16 protein-coding genes are annotated in these 23,578 nt (G+C 39.1%); 7 read left to right on the forward strand and 9 right to left on the reverse strand.

The window, feature by feature from the left end:
- Positions 1-5 precede the first annotated feature (5 nt).
- Complete coding sequence (locus FBD94_RS10015; protein ID WP_136880113.1) at positions 6-2,027, reverse strand: thioredoxin domain-containing protein; 2,022 nt, start codon at positions 2,025-2,027, stop codon at positions 6-8.
- An 82-nt stretch (positions 2,028-2,109) separates the two neighbouring features.
- Here FBD94_RS10015 and FBD94_RS10020 point away from each other — a divergent pair, with 82 nt between their 5' ends.
- Entirely contained in the window at positions 2,110-3,207 is a 1,098-nt protein-coding gene (locus tag FBD94_RS10020) for a mandelate racemase/muconate lactonizing enzyme family protein (protein ID WP_131611144.1), read from the forward strand.
- Positions 3,208-3,273: 66 nt separating this feature from the next.
- Here the strand turns inward: FBD94_RS10020 and FBD94_RS10025 are convergent, their stop codons facing one another.
- The 7 genes from FBD94_RS10025 to FBD94_RS10055 form a co-directional block, all read right to left on the reverse strand.
- A complete protein-coding gene (locus FBD94_RS10025; RefSeq protein ID WP_131611145.1) occupies positions 3,274-4,407 on the reverse strand; it encodes a TlpA disulfide reductase family protein in 1,134 nt (377 codons plus the stop codon).
- A gap of 20 nt (positions 4,408-4,427) precedes the next feature.
- Positions 4,428-5,243 (reverse strand): DUF4465 domain-containing protein, encoded by an 816-nt coding sequence (locus FBD94_RS10030; protein WP_205945865.1) that lies wholly within the window; start codon positions 5,241-5,243, stop codon positions 4,428-4,430.
- An 11-nt stretch (positions 5,244-5,254) separates the two neighbouring features.
- Positions 5,255-6,667 (reverse strand): RagB/SusD family nutrient uptake outer membrane protein, encoded by a 1,413-nt coding sequence (locus tag FBD94_RS10035; protein ID WP_131611147.1) that lies wholly within the window; start codon positions 6,665-6,667, stop codon positions 5,255-5,257.
- Between the two features lie 17 nt (positions 6,668-6,684).
- Positions 6,685-10,116: a TonB-dependent receptor gene (locus tag FBD94_RS10040; RefSeq protein WP_205945866.1), complete on the reverse strand. Its 3,432-nt coding sequence runs from the start codon at positions 10,114-10,116 to the stop codon at positions 6,685-6,687.
- A 308-nt stretch (positions 10,117-10,424) separates the two neighbouring features.
- The gene (locus FBD94_RS10045; protein WP_136880115.1) at positions 10,425-11,621 is read right to left on the reverse strand and encodes a FecR family protein; all 1,197 of its coding nucleotides are present in this window, start codon (positions 11,619-11,621) and stop codon (positions 10,425-10,427) included.
- Positions 11,622-11,679: 58 nt separating this feature from the next.
- The gene (locus FBD94_RS10050) at positions 11,680-12,288 is read right to left on the reverse strand and encodes an RNA polymerase sigma factor (protein WP_136880116.1); all 609 of its coding nucleotides are present in this window, start codon (positions 12,286-12,288) and stop codon (positions 11,680-11,682) included.
- A gap of 91 nt (positions 12,289-12,379) precedes the next feature.
- Positions 12,380-12,562: a hypothetical protein gene (locus FBD94_RS10055; RefSeq protein WP_090780399.1), complete on the reverse strand. Its 183-nt coding sequence runs from the start codon at positions 12,560-12,562 to the stop codon at positions 12,380-12,382.
- A gap of 125 nt (positions 12,563-12,687) precedes the next feature.
- Between FBD94_RS10055 and FBD94_RS10060 the strand changes: the two genes are divergently transcribed.
- From FBD94_RS10060 to FBD94_RS10085, 6 genes are all read left to right on the forward strand, one after another.
- Positions 12,688-13,275: an RNA polymerase sigma-70 factor gene (locus FBD94_RS10060; RefSeq protein WP_131611151.1), complete on the forward strand. Its 588-nt coding sequence runs from the start codon at positions 12,688-12,690 to the stop codon at positions 13,273-13,275.
- A gap of 104 nt (positions 13,276-13,379) precedes the next feature.
- Positions 13,380-14,528, forward strand: a complete 1,149-nt coding sequence (locus FBD94_RS10065) for a FecR family protein (protein WP_136880117.1) — start codon at positions 13,380-13,382, stop codon at positions 14,526-14,528.
- 92 nt (positions 14,529-14,620) lie between these two features.
- On the forward strand, positions 14,621-18,223 hold the full coding sequence (locus FBD94_RS10070) for a SusC/RagA family TonB-linked outer membrane protein (RefSeq protein ID WP_136880118.1): 3,603 nt from the start codon (positions 14,621-14,623) through the stop codon (positions 18,221-18,223).
- A 12-nt stretch (positions 18,224-18,235) separates the two neighbouring features.
- Positions 18,236-19,711, forward strand: a complete 1,476-nt coding sequence (locus tag FBD94_RS10075) for a RagB/SusD family nutrient uptake outer membrane protein (protein WP_136880119.1) — start codon at positions 18,236-18,238, stop codon at positions 19,709-19,711.
- Between the two features lie 43 nt (positions 19,712-19,754).
- The gene (locus tag FBD94_RS10080) at positions 19,755-21,083 is read left to right on the forward strand and encodes a zinc-binding metallopeptidase (RefSeq protein ID WP_131611155.1); all 1,329 of its coding nucleotides are present in this window, start codon (positions 19,755-19,757) and stop codon (positions 21,081-21,083) included.
- Between the two features lie 5 nt (positions 21,084-21,088).
- Positions 21,089-22,408, forward strand: a complete 1,320-nt coding sequence (locus tag FBD94_RS10085) for a DUF4302 domain-containing protein (RefSeq protein WP_136880120.1) — start codon at positions 21,089-21,091, stop codon at positions 22,406-22,408.
- Positions 22,409-22,507: 99 nt separating this feature from the next.
- On the opposite strand, the gene FBD94_RS10090 is transcribed toward FBD94_RS10085, so the two are convergent.
- Positions 22,508-23,569, reverse strand: a complete 1,062-nt coding sequence (locus FBD94_RS10090) for a hypothetical protein (protein ID WP_136880121.1) — start codon at positions 23,567-23,569, stop codon at positions 22,508-22,510.
- Between the last annotated feature and the right edge of the window lie 9 nt (positions 23,570-23,578).

Below are 23,578 nucleotides of genomic sequence, written 5' to 3' on the forward strand. Positions count from 1 at the left end.
GTTTTTTAATTTATCAATTTTAATGCTTCATCAACAGTAGCTACTGGCAACTGGCATACTTTATTTCGGCAAATATAGATTTTTGTTTCGTTGCTTTCCTTATCTTTTAACAAAGGAAGTTCAGAATTTGTTCCCCCTAATGTAATTTTATTAGGAATGTAATGTTTATCCAGCTCCATTTTTACTTTTTCGAAATCCTTACCCGTCAACGCGATTTCATTTATACCAAATACTTCTTCCAAAACCTGGATGGCCCAGTTGGAGTAAGCAGAGCCATAAGTCTTAATTTGAGGGAGAACCGCAGCCAGCATACCTTCTGCCTTAAGCGTATAGATATCATGATCAAAAAATAAGCCCAGCTTGTGCAGGTTTTGCGCCATTACTGAGTTAGAAGCAGGAATTACATTGTCCATAATCTCGTGTTTACGGGCGATTAAAACCTCCCCTGTTCCAGATGTATAAAACAACATCGGACTGTCGACATCTTCAAAATTTGCCAATACATAATCCGTTAAGCGCTTTGCCTCCAATAACCAACCTGCATCAAAATCATATTGGTACAACGTGATTAAGGCTTCTATAAAGAATGCATAATCATCTAAGAAACCTGCAATAGTTGCCTTACCGTTTTTATAATTGCGGTACAAACCGCCATCAAGCTTCCTTAAATTTGCGAGGATGAATGAAGCCGCTCTTTTTGCAAGTCCATAATAATGAGGATTACCGAATATTCCGGCACTCTCTGCCAGACCTTTAATCGCCATCGCATTCCAGGCCGTTAAACACTTATCATCCAATCCTGGTCTTACCCTTTTGCTACGTTCCTGAAGCAACTTTAGCTTCGCCTCTTTTATTTTCTCTATCAAGATGATAATCGAAACGCCTTTAACCTCAGCATAATCCTCTACCGTAAATTTCCTGAGTAAAATATTTGTCTGCTCTTCTTCCCAATTCCCTTCCTCAGTCACATTAAAATAATCAGCAAGTAAAACGGCATCAGCGCCAAGCACAGCATCAAATTCTGCTTTATCCCATACATAGAACTTGCCTTCTACTCCTTCACTATCGGCATCCAGCGCAGAATAGAAGAGCCCTTCCGGCGATGTCATTTCTCTTTCCAGCCAGACAATCGTTTCTTCGGCGATCTCTTTAAACAGCATGGATTTCGAATACTGATGCGCCTCCGCGTATAAGCTGATCAATTGACCATTGTCATATAACATTTTCTCAAAATGAGGAACATGCCATGCACCATCAACAGAATAGCGAGCAAAGCCCCCACCTATATGATCATAAATACCACCCATCGCCATTTTCTCGAGGGTAAGCAAGGCCAAAACATGGGTACCATCATCTTCCATCAGGTGGCTGTAGCGCAACATAAACTGCCAGTTATTAGGCAGCGGGAATTTTGGTGCACGATTATATCCACCCTCTGCAATATCAAAATACCTTTTCCAAGGTTCTATAATCTCCGTTAGATGCGTTGTGGTATAGTCATCAACTTTGATATTTGGAATAATTTTCTCTGCATTTTTAATGCCATCAGTTAACCTATCGGCATATTGTATGGCTTTATCCGGTTCATTGGCCCACATATTTGCCACACTCGACAATACATTTATCCAGTCTTCCTTTTTAAAATAAGTACCACCATATATAGGTTGCTGATCAGGCAAGCAAATACAGTTTAAAGGCCAGCCACCACTTCCTGTCATCAATTGTATGGCCAACATATAAATCTGATCAATATCAGGCCGTTCTTCCCTATCCACTTTGATGCAAACATAATCGCGATTCATCACCTCTGCGACTTCATGATTTTCAAAACTCTCATGTTCCATTACATGGCACCAATGGCAAGCCGAATAACCGATGCTCACCAATATCAATTTGTTTTCATCCTTTGCTTTTTGCAAAGCTTCAGTTCCCCATTCATACCAATTTACCGGATTATAAGCATGTTGCAGTAAATATGGCGATGATGCATGGATTAAATTATTGGATTCTTTATTTATATTAGACATGAGATTGAATTATGTATTATGAGATAAATAGTACCGAATTTGAAACCATAAAGCTATCAATTAATCCAACAAAGCCATAAAAATGAAGATTACCCACACCGAAATTTACCGTTTTAGCATCCCTATTGAGCCATTTGTGATTGCAACAGGGACCATGCACTTTGCACAAAATGTGTTCATCAGAATATATACTGATGCGGGTATTTATGGTGTAGGGGAATGTTCGGCATTTCCAATGATTGTTGGCGAAACCCAGGAAACCTGTCTGGCTGTAGCCAAAGACCTTGCGAAGATCCTTCTCGGTAAAGATCCGCTTGATATCCCCGAAAGGATGAATGACTTGTTGGGCTATATTGATCATAACAATACCATTAAAAGTGCTTTTGATATGGCTTTGTTTGATATTTCTGCAAAAAATAAAAACCTACCCTTATATCAGTTTTTAGGCGGACAAAAACACAGCATCGAAACCGATATGACCATTGGCATTGGCAGTCCTGAAAACATGGCAATTTTAGCCTTAAAATATCAGCAGCAAGGTTGTAGGATGATAAAAATAAAACTCGGAAAAAATGTACATGACGACATTGACCGTGTAAAACAAATCAGAAAGGCAGTAGGTGAGCACATGATCTTAAGACTAGATGCCAACCAGGGCTGGGATTTTGATGATGCGCTTTTTGCATTAGGTGAAATGGCTCCGCTAAACATTCAATTTTGTGAACAACCCATGCGGACCTGGTATGATGATCGACTGCCAGAACTCAGTCTAAATTCGCCCATTAAAATCATGGCCGATGAGAGCTGCTATAACCACCATGATGCCAGAAAACTGATCAACAGCAAATCATGCGATTACCTCAATATTAAATTTTGCAAATCAGGGGGGATTTTAGGAGCGCAAAAAATTCATGAGGTTGCACTACAAACTGGCATTAAGTGTATGATAGGTGGTATGCTGGAAAGTAGGCTTGCCGTAACAGCCAATCTACATTTTGCGCTGGCCAGTCCAAATGTGGTTTTTCACGATCTTGACAGCTGCCTTTTGGGGCACCTTATAGATCCCATCGTTGGCGGTCTAACCTATAACGGCTACATCCTTGATGTGCCGGATACGCCTGGAATTGGCGCCGATGCCGATCCTATGTTTTTGAAAGACTGTGAAAAATGGGTGATATAAACAAAACGGGACATGCTGTTGAGCAGAATGTCCCGTTTTGATGTTATTCATAGGTATGATTACCGTTTATTTAGAAAGTAATGCTTCTAATTTTTTATGAAGTTCTTCCCCTCTCAAGTTACTCGCAACAATCTTCCCATCTGGGCCGATTAAATAATTCTGAGGAATCCCTCTAACACCATAAAGGACTGATGCAGCATTTTTCCATCCTTGCAAATCACTCAGTTGAGTCCATTCTAACTTATCAGTTTCAATTGCTTTCAGCCAATCTGCTTTTCTGCCTGGGTTATCTAAAGAAACACCTAGTACAGTGAAGTTTTTATCTTTAAATTTATGAAAAGCCGATACTACATTCGGGTTTTCGGCACGACAAGGACCACACCATGAAGCCCAGAAATCAAGCAATACATATTTCCCACGGAAATCAGAAAGTTTAACCGGCTTATCATTTACATCATTCTGTGTAAAATCCAGTGACATGGAGCCCACAGTAGTTAACTTAGTCGTTTCCATCTGTTTTGCTAAAGCTTTCCCAGAAGCCGAATTCCTTACTGCCGGTGCAAGTCCATTAAACATTGGCTCGATTACAGCTAAGTCCATTTTACTTCCAGCGATTTCCTTTAAAGCCTGAAGACTAAAGTAAGAGTTCGGATTAGCTTTAATATATGCTTTTTGCAGTTTCACTTTTTCCTCTTGAGCAGGCTTATTTTGATCCTGCAAGCTTTTCCTAAAAGCTAGGTCTTGTTTTTTATCAGCAGATGCCGCCGCCCATTGGGCATCCAATCCGGTCATTATAGCTTGTGGAGCTGCTAACATTTTTACATAAGCAGCATTTTCCTCATTAATTTTAGATCCGCTGATCTTTCCATTTTTAAGAGAATCTGATGCATTCACCATCACCAATTTATCTGAATAAATCGGCAAAACATCATTACTTTTGAATGCTGAACGTAAGCCTTTTCCTTCGCGATCAAGCAATAACCGAACTTGCAATGGCCCTTGTACAGCACCTTTAAACTCAAACATACCATTCTTTAGCGCCGCAGAATCTGTTACCGTATTGCCATCAAAGCGATAGGTTAAAAAAACCTTTGCCGGAGCACTTAGTTTACCAACTTGTCCCTTAATCTGGTAAGGAGTTTCCTGTGCCAACACCATAAATGGAGCTGATAACAACAGGGATACAATTATTCTTTTCATTGTTTTATATAATTTATTGATTAATTTTTAATTCTTATACCGTCCATACAAAAGTAGGATGGCGTTCTCATTACACCCGCTACGTTATCAGATGAGGCTAAATGAAAGACCACCTTATCTACCTGTCCCAATGAAGTTAAATCGCATTTATACCAATCGTTTAACAGATAGCTTTGCGTTGGATGAAGCGGATCATAGGTCATGGAGCAAAGGAAAAATTCCTTAGTCCCGGTTTGAACTCCGCCTTTATAACCTATAGCAATAATTTTAAAATAGTCCTTATTTGCATCAACCATCTTCTTGACTCCCCCAGGTACATTGGCATACCATATGCCCTTAGGTGCTCCCTTTATGTTCGGATTAACCTCAGGTACAGCAACAGTCCCATAAACATCACCATATTTCATAGGTAAATAACCATAGGTAGTGTTGGCAACCAGAATATGTTCGATCACAGATGGCGTATTTAAAGTAAAGAAAGCATCATCATCCTTCACAGAGGCCACAGCAAATGCTTCCGTACGGTTATACTTTGCCGTGAACACGCTAAATCTATTGGTATCTATGGCCGCCTGGGTATTTGTCCAGGTAAAGGACCGATTATTCCTATTGGAATAGGCAAAACCTGAAAATGAGCCATCAGTATTTTTTTTAGTATTAAAGTTTACTATTCCAGACTTGAATCCAGCATCAGGGACAACGAATGAAAAATCATTCAGTTTTAGCTCATTGAATGTGATGTCATTTGTTTCAGGTACCAGCAAGTCATGTTTATCAGCGCAGGATGCAGCTAACAAGAGCAATCCGCCCATTAACGTATAAATAGATTTTTTCATATTCATTAAAATTATTTTAAGTCTGGATTTTGAGTGGCTAATTTGTTACTGATGATCTCTGCATCTGGTATTGGCCAGATGTATTTATTCTCATCAAAGTTTACATCCTTTTTTAGGCTGTAAACCCAAGGCTTTCCATCCTTCATAAACCTTAAAGAAGCAAACCACTCACTACCATTTTCTAAAGCCAGCTCCACCCAGATTTCTTTGAATAACACATCGTAAAACTCATTTAAAGAAGAAGCTGTAAGTGCCGGCAACACCACACTTGTTTTAGCCGCACGCATGGCATTTATTGGTTTTAAAGCATCTGTTACTGTGCCACCGGTTCTGGCAATCAATTCTGCTTCCATTAAGTATAGCTCAGACCAACGGAAATAATAGGTAGCGTATTTATCCTCCGGTCCAGTTACCCTGCCGCGGTGTGCCAATTTGGTGAATGCAGGAAAGGTTCGATCATCCCAGGATTCTGGCGACCTGACAATACCTGTTACCTCAGGGTACCTTGGATCAAATACTAACCAGCCGGTGGCAAATTCGAGATTGAATTTATGGTTATAGACGATCCCATAAGAATAAGCAAATTCAGATAGCGTTCTTCCTGGCGACTCCAGATACCTGCTCCAAAGGACTTCTTTTGAATCCCAGGCATCCTCATACAACTTCTTTACATTCGGTTCTATAAAAGCTTTTGGTTTTAGAGCCTGCACCAATTTTAAGGCCTCTGTGTAGTCGTTTCCCTTACCGCGATACAATAGGAGCTTAGCTTTCAACACCATTGCCATTTCCTTTGATAAGTACTTGGAACTCGTATAGCTCGGAGCATTAGCTATCGCATCGTCAATATCCTCAAATATTTTATCATAAGACGCTCCTACCGTAAGTCGGGCAACCTGAAGATTAGAAAGGTTGGCCATTTTATCCCGGTAAATCAATCCATTCGGATTCTCCGGTGCCGACCACCAATGGCATCTGGTCCACAACAACCAGCTATAGTTCCAGGCTCGGTATAAGCGCGCTTCGGCAACCATATTCTTTTTGCTGGGCAATCCAGCAGGAAACTGATCATCACTAAGTGCCGAAATGGCAATAATAGCAGCATTGGCTGCGTTTATTGCCGCATACATGCCTATCCAGCGATCACCATAGTCCTTGTCCCCTTGTCTTGTCGCCATGTTATAGTTTATCGCGAAGTCTCCGGTATAAAATCCGGCCATTGCCGATAGCGGAACCATCAAATTCCCCCCTAAATTTTGATTCTGCACTGTACCGTACATGCCATTCAATACATTTTTGGCACCAGCATAATCAGTCACGGCATTGTCCAGCGTAAGATTATGTGGAGGCTGCTTATCCAGGAACTTTTTACACGAAGCAAAAAGGATTAATCCTGCTAAAAGCGTATACAATTTAACTTTCTTCATCAGTATAATATTAAATTTTAGTTAAGGATAAATTTCAAACCAAACGTAAATGTTCTGGCCTGTGGATAAGTGCTATAATCAACTCCCATACTCATAAAAGCGGTACTAGAAGCGCTAAAGTTTCCCTGCGGATCAAAACCTGGGTATTTCGTAATTGTAAATAGATTAGCCGCCTGGAATGAAAACTCAACCGTTTTAAACATCCTGTCATTCATTAATTTTTTCGGCAATCGATAAGAAACATTCAATGCACTTAAGCGCAAATATGAGGCATCATGCAAATACCTATCGCTCATAATGTTATTAGCACCTCTACCGTAATAAGTTAGACGCGGCAAAGTACCGTCTTCCCCCTTCATGGTCCAGGAATCTAGTGCCATACTAGGTACATTATAAACATTCATATCGCCGGAAGTGGATTTTTCTAAATCAAATATTCTTTTCCCACCCAAAGCGTAAGAAAAAGTTGCGTTGAAATAGAAATCTTTCCAGATCACTGTAGAACCAAAGCCACCATAGATATCAGGGTTAGCATTTCCTAAATTAGTCCTGTCATCTACCGTAACTTTACCGTCTTTATTCAAATCCATTAGATATAAATCACCCGGATTTTCGTAAGCATCACGATAAACATCCTGATAACCGGTTGGCAATAATGGTTTTAAGGCAATAATTTCTTCCTGCGTACGGAATAATTTACCAGCATATTTATAGCCATAGAAGTCTCCTAATTTACCACCAACATCTACCCTAAAATATTCATTAGCAGTACCACCATAAAATTTAGCACTACTGTTTAATTTTTCCAAACGACCTACATTATGGCCAACGTTTAAATCAAGCGTCCAGGTAAGATTCGCCGAACTCAGTACATCCCCCTTTACATCAAATTCCAACCCTTGATTTTTAAGACTTCCAATATTTTGTGTAACCGTACTAAATGCTGAAGATGTAGGTACTGGATCCGAATACAATAGGTTACTTACTTTTTTCTGGTACCAACCGAACGAACCTCTGATCCGATCATTTAGCAATCCATAATCAAGGCCGAGATCTATTTGATTTTGTGATTCCCACTGAAGGATGTCATTCCCCAGTGTAGAAGGGACTATCCCTGGCAATCCATTGTAAATTCTAGCGCCCATCAATGTTTGCCAGGCGTAATTACCCAAATTCTGAGAACCTGTTTTACCTATCGAACCACGTAGCTTTAAATAAGAAAATATATGGCTGTAAGGCTTAGCAAAAGCTTCCTCAGTAATGATCCATCCTAGCGCCGCTGATGGGAAAAACCCCCACCGTCTGTCTAGCCCGAAACGCGATGAGCCATCTTTACGCACCGTTCCGGTAATCAAATATCTATTGTTAAACTTATAGTTTAGGCGAGCAAATCCAGACACCAATGAGTTTGAATAAAGCGAACTTCTGATACTCGATTTTATGGCAGCACTACCTAAATCAATAAGCACCTCCTCATCTGGGAAATTAGTACCTATAGCGGAGAAACCCTCGCTATCATTTTGTTCCATGGAGAAACCCGCTAAAGCATTGATATCATGCTTACCGAAGGTTTTAAAATAATTCAGCGTATTCTCCCAAACCAATACCGTATTTTCACTTTGATCAATAGTTCTGGAGTTCAAATTACCATCGTATGCAGTTTTTCTAAAAACATCGGTTTTGTTGGTCGAGTAGTCTGCAGTACCGGTTGTTCTTAATTTTAGCCCCTTCCTAATATCATACTCAAGAAACATCGACACTGCGCCAGATTTCCCTTTCCCCTCATTTCTATCTTGAAGCTCTAACAAAGGATTCTTCGTATAAGTAGAGATCTTATTGATACTACCATCAGGATTATAAGCAGGAAAATCTGGGCGCATTTTCAGAATTACACCCAACATCGCATCCTTATTATTTATACTTCTCGCATTTGCATTGATATTTATGCCTAGCTTAAGTATATCTCTGACTGAAGATTCAAAATTAAAACGCATACCGTAAGTCTTACTATTCCCCCCAATTACTACTCCATCCTGATCTTTCATAAATACAGAGGTGTAATAACTGGACTGCTTGGTTCCACCTCTTAAAGACAATGAATAATCTTGAGTTGCTTCATTTCTCGTCATTAAGTCCCACCAATCGGTATTCCCACTCAAATAAGCATCCGATCTAAACAAGTCATCGGTAATCCAGCCTTTAGTTAAATGACTGGTATTCTTAAACTTATTATTGAATTTAGCTTCATCAATAAATTGTCTGGTAAAGTAGTCTAAACCACCTACCGTCATTACAGCCTCTCTAACAGAAGCTTTAGATAGGTTAATGTATTCATCAGCAACCAATACCCCTATTTTACTTTTATCGATAAACTGTTTACCATAGCGGGTGGAGAATTCAATGGTAGGTTTCATTCCTTCACGGCCATGCTTGGTGGTAACGAGTACCACACCTGCAGCACCACGTGAACCATAAATAGCGGTAGCTGAGGCATCCTTTAATATGTCGATAGATTCAACATCATTTAAATTAAGGTTATACAACTTGTTTGCAATATTTCCAGATATAGAACTATTAATTCTTCCATCTTTTTCAAAGGATGTATTTGAATAATCCGGAACACCATCAATTACCCAAAGGGGTTGATTATTGCCAGACAGTGAAGATGCACCACGGATAATTACAGAAACAGGTGATGATGGTGATGCCGATTGGATCATTACATTTACCCCCGCAGCCTTACCTTGTAACAGGCTCTGAACACTCGCCCCCATTGGTGCATTTGCAATCTCAGCAGTACCAAGATGTGATACAGATCCGGTTACGTCTTTTACTTTAGAAGTACCATAAGCAACTACAACAACCTGATTTAAGGATCCTTCAACATCTTCAAGGATAATCGTAACTGCGTCAGAACTCCTCCCTATAACTTCCTGAGGTTTATAACCAATAAATGAAACATAAAGGAGCACCTTATCTTCCGTATCTTTCAGTTCGAATTCGCCCTGTGCATTCGTCTGCACCACCTTATTCGTATTCTTGATTTTCACAGTGGCACCTGGCAATGGTTTCCCTTTAGTATCCACAACCCTACCCTTAATAGTTTTTGGAGGTGCTACTTTAATCTGGGTATTTAAACCCGCTCCGGCAGAAGAAATTCTTTGCGTAATTACAATAGTCTTATCTTCTATACTATAATCCAGCGATTGATTTTTAAAACAGGTCTTCAACACTTCAGATAACTGTACAACGGATACATCGAGTGTTACCGGTTTTGCCTGGTCGAGCAATTTAAAATTGTAAAAGAAGACGTATCCTGTTTGTTTTTTTATGGCTGTAAAAACCTTTTCCAGAGGCACATTTTTCCCTGTAAAAGTAACCGTTTGTGAATAACTGCTCGCAGAAACATTCATCACCATCAATGCGGTTAAGAAAAAAGTCAATTTCATAATCAGTACTAGTTTAGCTGATAATACTTGTTTTGGAAATCGGAGCAGAACACTCCAAAACTGGTTCTGATTATCAGTATTTAGATTCGGAGAGGTATAATACGCCTCCTTATGGCGACTGTTTTCACAGCATACGCCAGACTTAAAAAAAATCATACATTTGTTTAGTTTGGGTTGATAATATGGTTGACGAAAATTGTACAGTAGACCCAGATACCTTTACTGATTAATCAGGAAACGGAACCAGGAGTGTATCGAGCACTTCTGGTTTTTTTTTAGGGTATTTACTTGTAATAAGAAAGTAGATTTTATGGCATAACAATCACCTCCCTTCCTGCTATTCTAAAATGAACTCCACTTTTGTTTAGTATTTTAAGCACCCGAGCTATGCTAAGGTCCTTTTGAATTTCCCCCGAAAATGCCAGTTCAGGTGTAAGCCCTTCATAACGCACATCCACATCATACCATCTTGAAATTTGTCGCATGATGGCCTTTATATCTGCATTATTAAATTGAAAATAGCCTTCTTTCCAGGACATCACCTCCCCTACATCAACTTTACTGGTACTAATCTGCCCATTAGCAAACTGTGCCTGTTCGCCAGGATGAATTACAACTTTCTTACTTACACGCACTAAACCTTCTAATAAGGTTGTCTTTACGCTACCTTCATCTGCATAAGCATTGATATTAAAATGCGTACCTAAAACCTCTACTTCCTGTCCATTACTAGTTACCACAAAAGGTATATGTTTTATCTTTGTTTTAGTCACTTCGAAATAAGCCTCGCCACTCAATTCAACCATTCGTCGGCTTAACCCAGAAAAAGAAGCCGGAAAACTAATAGAAGAAGCCGCATTGAGCCAAACCTTAGTTCCGTCGGGTAGTTCCACCTGGTATTGCCCTCCACGTGGAGTGGATATCATAATTTTCTCAAGATTGTTTATTGTATTTCCTTCAGATAAATGCTCCAGACTACTTCCATCACTGTAACTCAGCTTAGCGGCATCAATCACTACTCCCCGCTTTGCCTCACTTAGATTAATGGCTTGCCCATTACCCAGTGTCATTATCGCTATATTTTTTCCGGGCTTAATATCATTGGTCGAAAACGCGATTGTGGCTTCCCCTCCCTTATGAAGAGCAGTTTGATAAAACCAAAGTCCGGCACCAATTGCAAATACGATTGAAGCCGCAACAATGATCTTCGACCACAGCTTTACTTTTGCTGGTTCATGGCTATCCTCCTCCTCTATGTAACCAACCTGTCTCTTTGAGAAGGCTTCCTTAAATACAGCATAATCCGCACTAAAGTGTTGATCAGTAATATCCCCATTTAATTCGAAATACAACTTTTTGGCCTTTTCTAATTGAGGCCTTTTTTCTGGATGAGCTGCAATCCATCTGCTCCAATAAACAACATCGGCATCGTCATTCCCCAAACAATAACGCTGGAAAGAGACATCACATAAAAAGTCCTCTATGTCGTAAGCTAAATGGTCCATTTATTAAAATTTAGCTATAGAGGAATAAACCATTTCCTTTTTACTACAAAAATTAAAATTATTTCAAATAAAGTGTTAAAAAGATCACAATGCAGAGTAGACTGTAATAATCTTCACCATTTTTTTCCTTTAAACTCTCCCGAAGTTTTTTTATGGCATCGTGAGTGATATTATAAGCAGTCCTTTTGGTGATACCGCATTTTTCGGCGATTTCATCATAGTCCAGATCATCAAAAAACTTGAGTTTAATCAATTCCTTTTCCCTTTCAGTTAACACCTCCATAGCTTTGAGCAAGGCCGAACGAAGTATCGAATTATTTTGGATGGCATCAAAATAATCAGCCTGACTAAGCCCCTCTTCCATCAGATCAACAGCTTTCCCTTCCTTGATTCTCCTTGTTTGTACAGATTTAAAATGGGAGAATGCAACACGCTTAAGACAGGTAATCAGATAGGCACGAACATTGGTTACTTCTGGCAGCTTTAATCGACTGTCCCACAACTGCATTAACATATTGGTTAAGCATTCGTTGGCAATTTCTCTATCTCCGGTAAGTTTTATTCCGTAATTGATAAGGCCTAGATAATGCATGCGATAGAGCTCCAAAAAAGCTTCCTCATCACCTTCCTTAAATTTTAACCATATCAGATCTGCCCCATCTTTCATCCGCCAAATATATCTACATATCTTTTATAATTAGATAGCTATCAAAAATTATCCAGTTGCTATGGCTTAGCCCTTAAGCTTATCCTTATGCCTATCGCTTAATGACAATGGTTCGGCCGGTAACCAAATGAAAGGTATAAATCCGGTATAAACCATCATCAGAAGTCTCAATACTTTCAACCAGGCCAGTCTTGCTAAAAGTATCCGTTACCAGGTCTCCCTTCTTAACTTCCTGAAGTACTTCTGATGGTGTTTCACTATTCAATCTAATCATGGTCTGTTTTTTTGGCAATGATACAACTTATTGGTCTTACCACAGCAAAATGTTGAGTATAAGATCGATCCTCCGTTTTAAAAAACTATTAAATTTCTGTAAACTTGCAGCTTTAGGGATAAAAAATGGCAAGCTATGCTTCACTTTCTGATCAGGAACTGGCAGACCTTTTAAGGCATGGCAATGAAACCGTGTTTAAAATTATCTACGACCGCTTTTGGAGTAAACTTTATTTTGTCGCCTCGAAGCGATTAAATGATCCGGCTGAAGCAGAAGAAGCCGTTCAGGATATCTTTTTGAATCTCTGGAAAAATAGAGAATCCTTTCAGCTTAAAGTTAATTTCGAGAACTATCTGGCCGTAGCTATAAAATTCCAGGTGATTAAAAGAAGAGCTAAACGTTTTAAAAGATCTATTATTGAACAACAACTTGGAACTGAAGCTGAATTGGAGAACTTTCAAAACCAAAATTACGATTGGAACCAATACGACTTAGAAGAACTTCAAGGCCGTTTAAGTAAAATTATAGACACTTTACCTCCAAAATGTAAATTGGTTTTTAACATGAGTAGAGATGAGAATTACACCAATAAAAAGATCGCTGCTGAATTGGGTATCTCTGAAAAAGCGGTAGAAAAGCATGTCACACAAGCCCTAAAAGTTTTAAAAACCAAACTGGGTTTATCCCTGATATTTATACTCTTCCTCAATTGAAAGCTGCCTTGTCCGGAACTCCTGTTCAAAAAAATCAAAATATTTTAAAATAAAAGGTAGGGTATAGCAGTACTCGTGGGACTATGTTCTAAACTGCCCTAAAAATGGACGAACATAAAATAAATATGCTTTCCGATAAAATCGTTAAGGGAACCATCTCCGAACAGGAAATGGAAGAATTTAACGATTGGTATGCTACTTACGAAAGTTTGGAGCAAAACGTAGCTACTGACAAAAACCAGGAAGACTTAGCGGAGCGCATATTTAAAAATATAACAACTGAAGCTAACCTGCAGATTTCAAAACCTCACAGCATTAAAATGTGGCCTCGCATTGCTGTTGCCGCTTCATTTGCTTTGGTTATTGGAATGGGTGTATTCTATTACTCCGCCAAACAAGCTGATGAAATGAGACAAACTGCTTATTTGGAAAATATAAAACCAGGCGGGAATGGGGCTGTACTAACCTTAGCTGACGGTCGTAAAATCAGACTAGATGCCGCTACCAAAGGAGAATTAGCCAATGAAGAGGGCGTTCGAATTACCAAAACTAAAGATGGCCAGATTCTATATGAAACAAAGGGTACGGCTTCAGCAAAGGATAAAATAAATACACTCGCTACCGCTAAAGGTGAAACCTATACCATTACCCTACCCGATCAAACTAAGGTATATCTTAACGCAGCTTCTTCTCTTAGCTATCCGGCTTCTTTTGCCTCACTTAATGAACGAAAAGTTGAGCTTAATGGAGAAGCATACTTTGAAGTATCAAAGGACAGTTCACATCCTTTTATAGTCCGTACAGCCGACCAGGAAATCAAAGTTCTGGGTACCCATTTTAATGTCAATTCTTATAAAGAAGATGGAAACACCAAAACAACTTTATTAGAAGGATCTGTTGCAATTGGCTTTTCATCAAACAAAAATGAAACCGGGGTAATCATTAAGCCGGGCGAGCAAGCTTATATAAAAGCAAATAAAATCTATGTGGACCAGGTAAACACTGAAGATGCTATAGCCTGGAAAAATGGCTATTTCAGATTCAACAATGAGACATTAGAACAAGCGATGAATAAAATTGCCCGTTGGTACAACGTAACTATTGACTATAAAGACCCGAACATTAAGAATAGAAATGTTTATGGTTCATTGAGCCGTTTCAGCAACATAGGCGATGTATTAAACCTTTTAGAACTTACAGAAGCCGTAAACTTTGAAGTTGAAGGGAATAAAATCATTGTATTGAAAAAATAAAACAAACAACACCCTAATAGAAACCCATGTATAAAATTTATGCCAAAATTTTATGCAGGCAATTGCGCTGCATACACAAATCACTATTAATAATGAGGTTAACCGCCTTCTTATTAATTACTACCCTACTGCAGGTTAGCGCGGCCTCCTTCGCCCAAAAGCTAACCATGAACCAAAACAAAGTATCTTTTGATGAGGTATTTAGAGAAATCAGAAAACAAACTGGCTATGATGTATTGTTGATTTCAAAAAAGATCAAAAGCACAGAGCGTATAGATGTAAAATTCAACAATACCCCGCTTGAAAAAGTAATGGATGAATTGTTGAAAGGAAAAAACCTAAACTACACGATAGAGAAAAAAACAGTGGTCATAAAAGAGAAGGAGAGCTCTTTTATTGATCGCGTGATTAATCGTTTCGCTACAATTGATGTAAAAGGAAAAGTAGTAAATGAAAATAATGAAGGTTTACCCGGCGCTACAATTGCCGTAAAAGGTTCGTCTCAAGTAACAAAAACAAATGCCAACGGTGATTTCGTATTAGCCAGTGTAGATGAGAACGCTACTTTAGTAGTCTCTTATATCGGTTTTGAAAATCAGGAAATCAAGGCTGCAAGGGATTTGAAAGTCATTCGATTGACTTTACAAACCAGCAGTCTGAACGAGGTGAACATTGTAATGACAGGATACCAGGATCTGAATAAAAGACTTTTTACAGGAGCATCTGCAAAAATTAAAGCATCAGAGGCTGAGCGTGCCGGTGTTCCCGATGTAAGTAGGATGTTGGAGGGGCGTGTTGCTGGTGTTTCTGTACAAAATGTTTCTGGTACTTTCGGAGCCGCACCAAAAATCAGGGTAAGAGGTGCAACTTCCATCAATGGAGAAAATAAACCATTATGGGTGGTAGATGGTATCATATTAGAAGACGTGGTGAACATTTCCAATGAACAACTTTCTACCGGTGATCCAAGTACATTAGTCGGATCTTCTGTAGCCGGACTAAATCCCGATGACATCGAAAGCTTTGAAATATTAAAAGATGCCTCGGCGACAGCAATGTATGGTGCCCGTGCAATGAATGGGGTAATTGTTGTGACGACTAAAAAAGGTAAAAAGACAGATGGTAAGCCTGTGCTTTCTTATACAGGAAACTTTACGACCTACTTAAAACCTTCTTATAATGAGTATGACATCATGAACTCAGCTGATCAGATGTCGGTGTTTGCAGAAATGATGAACAAAGGCTGGTTAAACCACTCAGAGGTTTCGAGAGGTGCAAGTGGTGGTGTATTTTACAAAATGTACAATGAAATGTACCAGTATGATGGGGCGACTGATCAATTCAATTTAAGAAATGATGCGCCTAGCAGAAAAGAGTTTTTAACGAGATATGCCAACGGTAATACAGATTGGTTTGACCTGTTGTTTAAAAATTCATTTATGCAGGAACATGCACTAAGCGTAATCAGTGGAACGGATAAATCTAAATTCTATATATCTACCAGTTACCTAGGTGATAATGGCTGGACCATTGGAAACAGCGTAGAAAGATTTACAGGAAATGTAAGGGGTAACTTTGACTTATCTAATAAACTAAGCATTGAGTTAATTACCCAAGGATCAATCCGTAACCAATTTACACCGGGTTCACTAGGAAGAAGAAGCAGTGCCGTTAGCGGTCAGTTTACCAGAGAATTTGACATCAATCCATTCACTTATGCCCTAAATACCAGTCGTACGCTTGCTGCTTTCGACGAACAGGGGAATAAAGAGTTCTTTGTACAAAACTTTGCTCCTTTCAATATCTTGCATGAGCTTGAAAACAACACCATGCAGCTTAAAATGATAGATTTTAAAATTCAGGGTGGTTTAAAGTACAAAATTATCAATGGCTTAAAGTATTCATTTGATGCAGCTTACCGCTATGTAAAAAGCGATAATGAGCACCGAATTAATGACAATTCTAATATGCCAATGGCCTATAGAGCGGCTGGTGATTCTTACGTAATCAATAACAATAAATTCCTTTATAAGGATCCGGATAATCCAAATGCTTTGCCAAGAGTAATATTACCTGCAGGTGGCTTTTACAATGTAAACAGCGACAATATGGAAAACTATTACATGAGAAACTCTTTGGAATGGAATAAAGAATACAATGGTGACCATTTGCTAAATGCATTCTTATCAACAGAAATGCGCTTTACAGACAGACAACGTCGCGCATTTGATGGAGTAGGTTATCAATACGATCGTGGTGGTGTACCGTTTATCGACCCAGACTATTTTAAGAAAAGTGTAGAAAGTAACTTTTTCTATTACAACATGAATACGATGAAAGAAAGATACCTTTCTTATCTGGGTAGAGTGGCTTACTCTTATAAAGGCAAGTATAGCATCAACGGTACCATGAGGTATGATGGCTCGAACTTACTGGGTGGTACAACTACAGCCAGATGGTTACCAACATGGAACATCAGTGGTGCATGGAACATGGATCAGGAAAGTTTCTTTGAAAAACAAGATGTACTGAGTAGAGCTACAATAAGGGGAACTTACGGTTTAACAGCCAGCATGGGCCCTGCAACAAATGCAAGTTTGATCCTGAATAACCAAAGCACAAAAAGACCGTTTTTAAGTGATATTGAAACTGCATTGGTTATTGGAGGACTTAAAAATTCAGAGCTTACCTGGGAAAAACAATTGGAAACCAATATCGGATTTGATATGGGCTTTTTGAAAGACCGTTTAAGTCTTACGGTAGACCTTTACAAAAGAAATGGTTACGATCTGATTGGTGCAGTAAGAACATCAGGTATCGGTGGTCAGTTTATAAAATATGCCAACTATGCCGACATGAAATCTAGAGGTATTGAGGTAACAACAGCAGGTCAGATTTTGAACGGAACCGGATTAAAATGGCGTTCTCAATTGAATTTCGGTTATCATAAAGGTAAAATAACCAAACTGGAAAGTGTTCCATTGGTTTGGAACCTCATCGCTGCAGGTGGTGATGCATTGGAAGGTTATCCACAAAGAGGATTGTTCTCTGTTCAATTTGATGGATTAAATCCACAAACAGGTACCCCTACATTTGTTGGTGTAAATGGCGAACGTCATGTAAGCAATGTTTATTTGCAGGATGATAATATTTCTCACCTGAAATATGAAGGCCCAACAGATCCCCTGATGAATGGTGGTTTTTTCAACACCTTTTCTTACAAGAGTTTCTCTTTAAGCGCTTTATTAACCTTTAGTGCAGGAAATAAAATCAGGTTAAACCCCGCCTTCTCTGCAGGCTATAACGACCTTTCTTCTATGTCTAACGATTTTGTTGGCAGATGGATGCAACCGGGAGATGAGCTTAAAACCAACATCCCAAGTATTGCGGATAAATTTGTAAACAGTAATCTGGGGTCTGATTATCCTTATAATGTATACAATTACACTGATGTAAGAGTAGCTGATGGAGGTTTTATCCGCCTTAAGCAAATTATGCTTAGCTACAATCTACCAAAGCTTATCTCTGGAAAAATTGGCGCAAACAACGCTTCAGTTAGTGTTGTAGGAAACAACATCGCCTTATTATATGCTGATAAACGCTTAAATGGACAAGATCCTGAGTTCTATACTTCAGGTGGAGTATCGCTTCCTGTTCCGCGTCAATTTACGGTTTCATTAAAATTAGGTTTCTAAACACAGATTAACATGAATTTAAACAAAAACTTAAAATATATACTGCTTGCAACACTTGCGCTTTCTACCACAGGTTGCGAGAAATACCTGGACACAGTTCCTGATATGCGTTCGGAATTGAACTCCGTTGAAAAAGTAGCCGAACTATTAACCTCTGCCTACCCTAAAGCAGAATACATCAGTTTTACAGAACCAGCTTCTGATGCAGCAGAAGACAAAGGTCCGAGTGAAGGTACAGAAGACCCGACCAATACAGATCCTTATATGTGGCAGGAAGTAAGAGACCGAGCGCAGGGTTCTACAGACTTTTACTGGAATGCATGCTATACGGCTATTGCAGCAGCAAATGAGGCATTAAGTTATGTCGACAAAAACATGAACGATCCTAAGATTCGTCCTTATAGAGGAGAAGCTTTAGTTGCCCGCGCTTATGCACATTTTATGTTGGTAACCCTATATGCAACGGCATATGACATCAATGGCGCAAACGATGCTCCAGGTGTACCTTATGTTACTGCTCCAGAAACCGTGGTTTTTCAGAAATACGACAGAGGAACGGTAAAATCTGTTTATGAGCAAATACAACGTGATTTAGAAGAAGGCTTGCCATTGATCAAAAACACAGCTTACAAAGTGCAGAAATACCACTTTAACATTGCCGCAGCAAATGCATTCGCTACCCGTTTCTATCTTTTCAAGGGCGATTACAATAAAGTTGTAGACCATGCAGAGAATGTTTTTACCGGTGAAACTGTAGAGACAAGCTTACGCCCATGGAGTACAGAATATTTTGCATTAACCCCACAGGATTTGCGCGCCAGGTTTTCACAAACTACCGAAAAATCTAACCTACTACTAATAGAAACAGTTTCATGGTGGGCAAGAAGAGGCTCACAAAGATTTGGTTTCGGTCAGAAATTGGCGGATGAGATCTTTAACCGCAGTAATGCTACCGGCAGAGTATGGGCACATAAGCTATACTCGTTTGGTGGTGCACCACATTATACCATGGCTAAATGGAAAGAACACTTCTCGCTTACGAGTGTAAATTCAAGCTCGGGTATTGGTTATACCATTCTACCCGCCTTTACTACTGATGAGGCTTTATTAAACAGAGCTGAAGCTTATGTGGAGCTAGGAAGTACAGAACTGGCTTTAAAAGACCTTAACAGTTTTATCAGTACCAGAATTGTGAATTTTAATCCTGCAACTGATGCTTTAACATTGGATAAACTTAAAGGTTTTTACAGAAGTACCAATGAAAAAGAGGTATTGATCAAAGGGATTCTTGATTTTAAGAAAATGGAATTCATTACCGAAGGTATGCGTTGGTTTGACATTTTAAGACATAAAATGACGGTGAAACACAACATATTGGATATTAACGGAAAAGAGAAAACTGTTGAGCTGACTCCTACTGATCCTCGTAGACTGTTCCAGTTACCTAAAGAAGTTGTCCTTTCGGGAGTAACACAAAATCCACGTTAAACCAGCCAGACCTAAAATAAACATTAAAAAAATATATTTTCAAATGAAAAGATTGATAAACTATATAGCTATTCTGTGTCTGGCGCTGGCATCTTGTAAAAAAGATGGCCCACTTAACGCCAATATGGACAACTTCAACATAGATTCTTTTAAAAGTGGACCAACCGATGACTGGTTGAAAAGGGAATATCTTGATCCATTCAATATTGAAGTTTTATATCGCTGGGACCGCTATCAGGTGTCTCTGGCTAAGGACTTAGTCCCGCCACTGGAGAGCAAAGTTATCCCTGCCATGGAAACCGTAAAATCCATCTGGCTTAGCCCCTATTTAACCGTTGCCGGCAAAGAATTTATTAAGCCTTATGTACCTAAGCAAATTGTTTTAATTGGAAGTGCCGAGTACAATAACGATGGTACCATTACACTTGGAACTGCTGATGCAGGTAGAAGAATTAATCTATTTATCATTAATAGTTTTCAGAAGTCAAATACAGCCAATGTAGAACAAATGATGCATACGATTCATCATGAGTTTGGCCATATACTTCACCAAAACTCACCTATACCTGAAGATTTCCCAAGAATATCTCCGGAATATGCAGCAAACTGGACCGCTAACGTAAATACTGCCAATGAAGCGAAAAGACTTGGTTTTGTTTCCAGATACTCAAGAAGCAATGACAACGAGGATTTTGTAGAAATGATTGCATTTCTGTTGGTAGAAGGTCAGGATTGGTTTGATGCTTATGTAAATACCGCAGGTGACTTAGGAAAACCTAGATTAAGACAAAAGGAACAAATGATTGTAAACTACTTTAAAATGGCTTACAACATCAATTTCAGAAAGCTACAAGCCGAAGTTAAGGCTTCTTTTGATAGAGAGACTGGTCGTACCACAACGTTTGCTTCTAACTTAGCCAGAAATACTTATAGTAAGATGACCGTAGCAAAAAGCGATATAAGTCAATCCGCTACATTTACTACCGCGTATACTGCTGCAGCTGTAGCGGTAAAAGCAGCAAGCGCCGCGCTTACTGTAGCAGATCAGTTTGAGTTGAGGTTTGGTATGTTGGTTGGAAAACCGATTGCAACCCTGGTTATGACGGTTAAAAATGGCAGTACAAATGAAGAATGGTTTTTCAATTATAAAGTAACTGTTGTAGGTGATAAAGTGACTTTTGTACCGGATAATACGATTACCGGAGTAGAAACAGATAAAGGAACCAAATATAGACCTCAATTAAAACCATTGCTGGATATCATTGAACAAGCTTCAATAGCATCATTTTTATCCCCAGAAAATCTAACAAAGGGTGGATTTAAAGGTGAGGTTAATACTGCAAACTATTTTTACGGATCACTAATCAGATAATTACTATGAAAATCAAAATATTAAGCATATTCTGTTTAGCACTGGCACTAAGCAGCTGTAAAAAAGGATCAGAAGATTTAATGATCGACGGAAAACTGCCAGAATTAAGATCACAAGAAAGTTTAGAAACCTACGGCAAGGCACTTACTTCTGCCTCAAACGGCTGGGCAGGCTACCTATTTACTGAAGGTGGTGGCGGCTACGGCTTTTATATGGACTTTAATGACCAGGATCGCGTAAAAATGCTTGCTGAAATTGATGCTGGCACGGCCACAGACATCATGGAAAGCACTTATAGACTTAAGGCAGTTATGGGACCGTCATTAATATTCGACACTTATAACTACCTGCATTTACTTGCAGATCCAAATTCGGATGTTGTTGGTGGAACTGCGGGCGTAGGTTTTAAATCTGATTTTGAATTCGAATTTTCTAGCCTAAAGGGAGACACAGTTAAACTTGTCGGAAAAAAGAGAAGGAGCGATTTATTTCTAGTGAAACTGAATGCAGAACAGCAAGATTTTTACTTAAAAGGTGGACTTAAAACGTTAGTATCTGATCTAACAACCTATTTCAATGCCAACAAAAACCTTTACATCACAGGTAACGCTGAGGTAAGCAAAGTTCAGTTTTCTGTGAATATGGCGCTAAATGTGAAAAAAGCCTTTTTCACCTGGGTAGAAAATGGCGTGGTAAAAACTGCAGAAGCGCCTTTTGCCTATACCACCAATGGTATGTTCTTCAATAAACCACTTGTTTTTAACAACATTGCGTTTAAAACAATCACATGGGATAAAAGTAAGAACCTGCTTACCGCAACAACGACCACTGGTAAGCAAATTGATATTTTAAGAGGTGATCTTCCAATCATTCCATTGCATATTTTAATGGGAACTGATCGCTTTAAAACTATTACAGTGTTCTCTACCCCATTCCAGACTTGGTCGACAAGCTTTACAGCCATGCGTGCTACCATGTCTACATCATTAACACTTAACACGAGAAGACTGGGCAATATTAATTTCATTTTCAATGACGAAATTAAACAGATGAAGATAACGGTTACTACTTTCAGAAGTATCCTTCCTACAGTTTCGGAATTTGTTTACAACTACACTAAGACTGTAGATGGAACCTATGATTTTGAATTTGTGAATACCGAAGAAAGAACAGCTGTAATATTGAATGCAGTTCTGCCTTTAACTAAAATCTTTGCCGATCATAAATTTACATTGGATTATAAATTAGATCCGGTTCAAGGTCAGGTTGGTAGTATTACCAGCGTTGATGATCCTAATTATTACTTGTCAGGAGAATTGAAATAATATACATACAGTAATTCATTAAAAGGGCGGGCATTATTAAAATGCCTGCCCTTTTTTGTATGCTGTCTAAGTACCTTTTTGAACAGCCCCTTATCTAGATTATTTAAAGTAAGATGCAATGTCGATATGTCTGAAGTATATCCAAGTACCGCCGTCCCAATCATCATATTCTTTGACGTCACTAATCGTTAAAATAGCGGCCCCTCCGGGTGTAAATGATAAGCTACCTCCAGAAAAACCAGTTGACGGCAGCATAGGTAGAATCTCGTTTGTCACATCATAGGGCAGTTCAGTCAGGGTCCCTCTTTTAACGATCCTAAAAACATAGGCTTTAAACGCACCTTCCGGGAACGGAGGAATCTCTATACTTTTACTGAATGTACCATCTTCAGGTAATTCAATTCTGAAGGTGGTTGCTGTTGATTGATAAGGCAGCCCCGATCGTCTCCCTTCATAAATTACCAGATCTGCCGGGCCACGGAATATATTTAGCTTAGATGTAAACGAAGCGGTCAGCAACATATTCACGGGATTTGCGGGAAGGCCCGCATCTATTTTATCAAAAATTTTTTCCCCGTCGAAATAGAATACCCAAGGTATTGCAGAGGACCCGGCTTTAACTTCTTTGTTCATTAAGGATTCCGTCGTTCCCTTTTTACGAACCTGCAGCAGCCGGGTCTGACCAGCGTCAACACCTATATTGATGACCGGGAAATCTTTGCCGCTACCGGAACCTACTACCCTATCATCAACAGTAAACTCCACTTCTCCTTGCGCAAAGCCCTTCACATTTACCGTGACGAAGTCCGCATACATTTTCTCACCATCAAAATAATAGATTATATTTTGCTGCTTTTGTTCGGCTGAAATTGTTCTTTTACTCAAAATTTCCTGTTGTCCTTTACGGCGTATTTTTAATTCTGCACTTACATCTTCCATTACCACTTTAACATTAAATTCTCCATGTTCTGAATAGGTTTGCCCGATTACTTTTCCATCTTTCAGGAATTCCAGCGTATCTGTTAAAGTGGTTCCCTTCACAAACAAATCAATTACATTGGGAGGATCTGACTCTGCCAATTCTAACTTTTTACAACTAAATATCGATAGCCAAAGCAGCCCCAGGCATGAATAAAAGATGAATTTTATATTGAGTTTCATGTGTTTTTA

This window comes from Pedobacter hiemivivus (assembly GCF_005144565.1).
Classification (GTDB): Bacteria; Bacteroidota; Bacteroidia; order Sphingobacteriales; family Sphingobacteriaceae; genus Pedobacter; species Pedobacter hiemivivus.

Coding starts and splice junctions, on each gene's coding strand:
- FBD94_RS10015 (WP_136880113.1), bottom strand. CDS start 2,027: ATGTCTAATATAAATAAAGAATCCAATAATTTAATCCATGCATCATCG.
- FBD94_RS10020 (WP_131611144.1), top strand. CDS start 2,110: ATGAAGATTACCCACACCGAAATTTACCGTTTTAGCATCCCTATTGAG.
- FBD94_RS10025 (WP_131611145.1), bottom strand. CDS start 4,407: ATGAAAAGAATAATTGTATCCCTGTTGTTATCAGCTCCATTTATGGTG.
- FBD94_RS10030 (WP_205945865.1), bottom strand. CDS start 5,243: ATGAAAAAATCTATTTATACGTTAATGGGCGGATTGCTCTTGTTAGCT.
- FBD94_RS10035 (WP_131611147.1), bottom strand. CDS start 6,667: ATGAAGAAAGTTAAATTGTATACGCTTTTAGCAGGATTAATCCTTTTT.
- FBD94_RS10040 (WP_205945866.1), bottom strand. CDS start 10,116: ATGAAATTGACTTTTTTCTTAACCGCATTGATGGTGATGAATGTTTCT.
- FBD94_RS10045 (WP_136880115.1), bottom strand. CDS start 11,621: ATGGACCATTTAGCTTACGACATAGAGGACTTTTTATGTGATGTCTCT.
- FBD94_RS10050 (WP_136880116.1), bottom strand. CDS start 12,288: ATGAAAGATGGGGCAGATCTGATATGGTTAAAATTTAAGGAAGGTGAT.
- FBD94_RS10055 (WP_090780399.1), bottom strand. CDS start 12,562: ATGATTAGATTGAATAGTGAAACACCATCAGAAGTACTTCAGGAAGTT.
- FBD94_RS10060 (WP_131611151.1), top strand. CDS start 12,688: ATGGCAAGCTATGCTTCACTTTCTGATCAGGAACTGGCAGACCTTTTA.
- FBD94_RS10065 (WP_136880117.1), top strand. CDS start 13,380: ATGGACGAACATAAAATAAATATGCTTTCCGATAAAATCGTTAAGGGA.
- FBD94_RS10070 (WP_136880118.1), top strand. CDS start 14,621: ATGAGGTTAACCGCCTTCTTATTAATTACTACCCTACTGCAGGTTAGC.
- FBD94_RS10075 (WP_136880119.1), top strand. CDS start 18,236: ATGAATTTAAACAAAAACTTAAAATATATACTGCTTGCAACACTTGCG.
- FBD94_RS10080 (WP_131611155.1), top strand. CDS start 19,755: ATGAAAAGATTGATAAACTATATAGCTATTCTGTGTCTGGCGCTGGCA.
- FBD94_RS10085 (WP_136880120.1), top strand. CDS start 21,089: ATGAAAATCAAAATATTAAGCATATTCTGTTTAGCACTGGCACTAAGC.
- FBD94_RS10090 (WP_136880121.1), bottom strand. CDS start 23,569: ATGAAACTCAATATAAAATTCATCTTTTATTCATGCCTGGGGCTGCTT.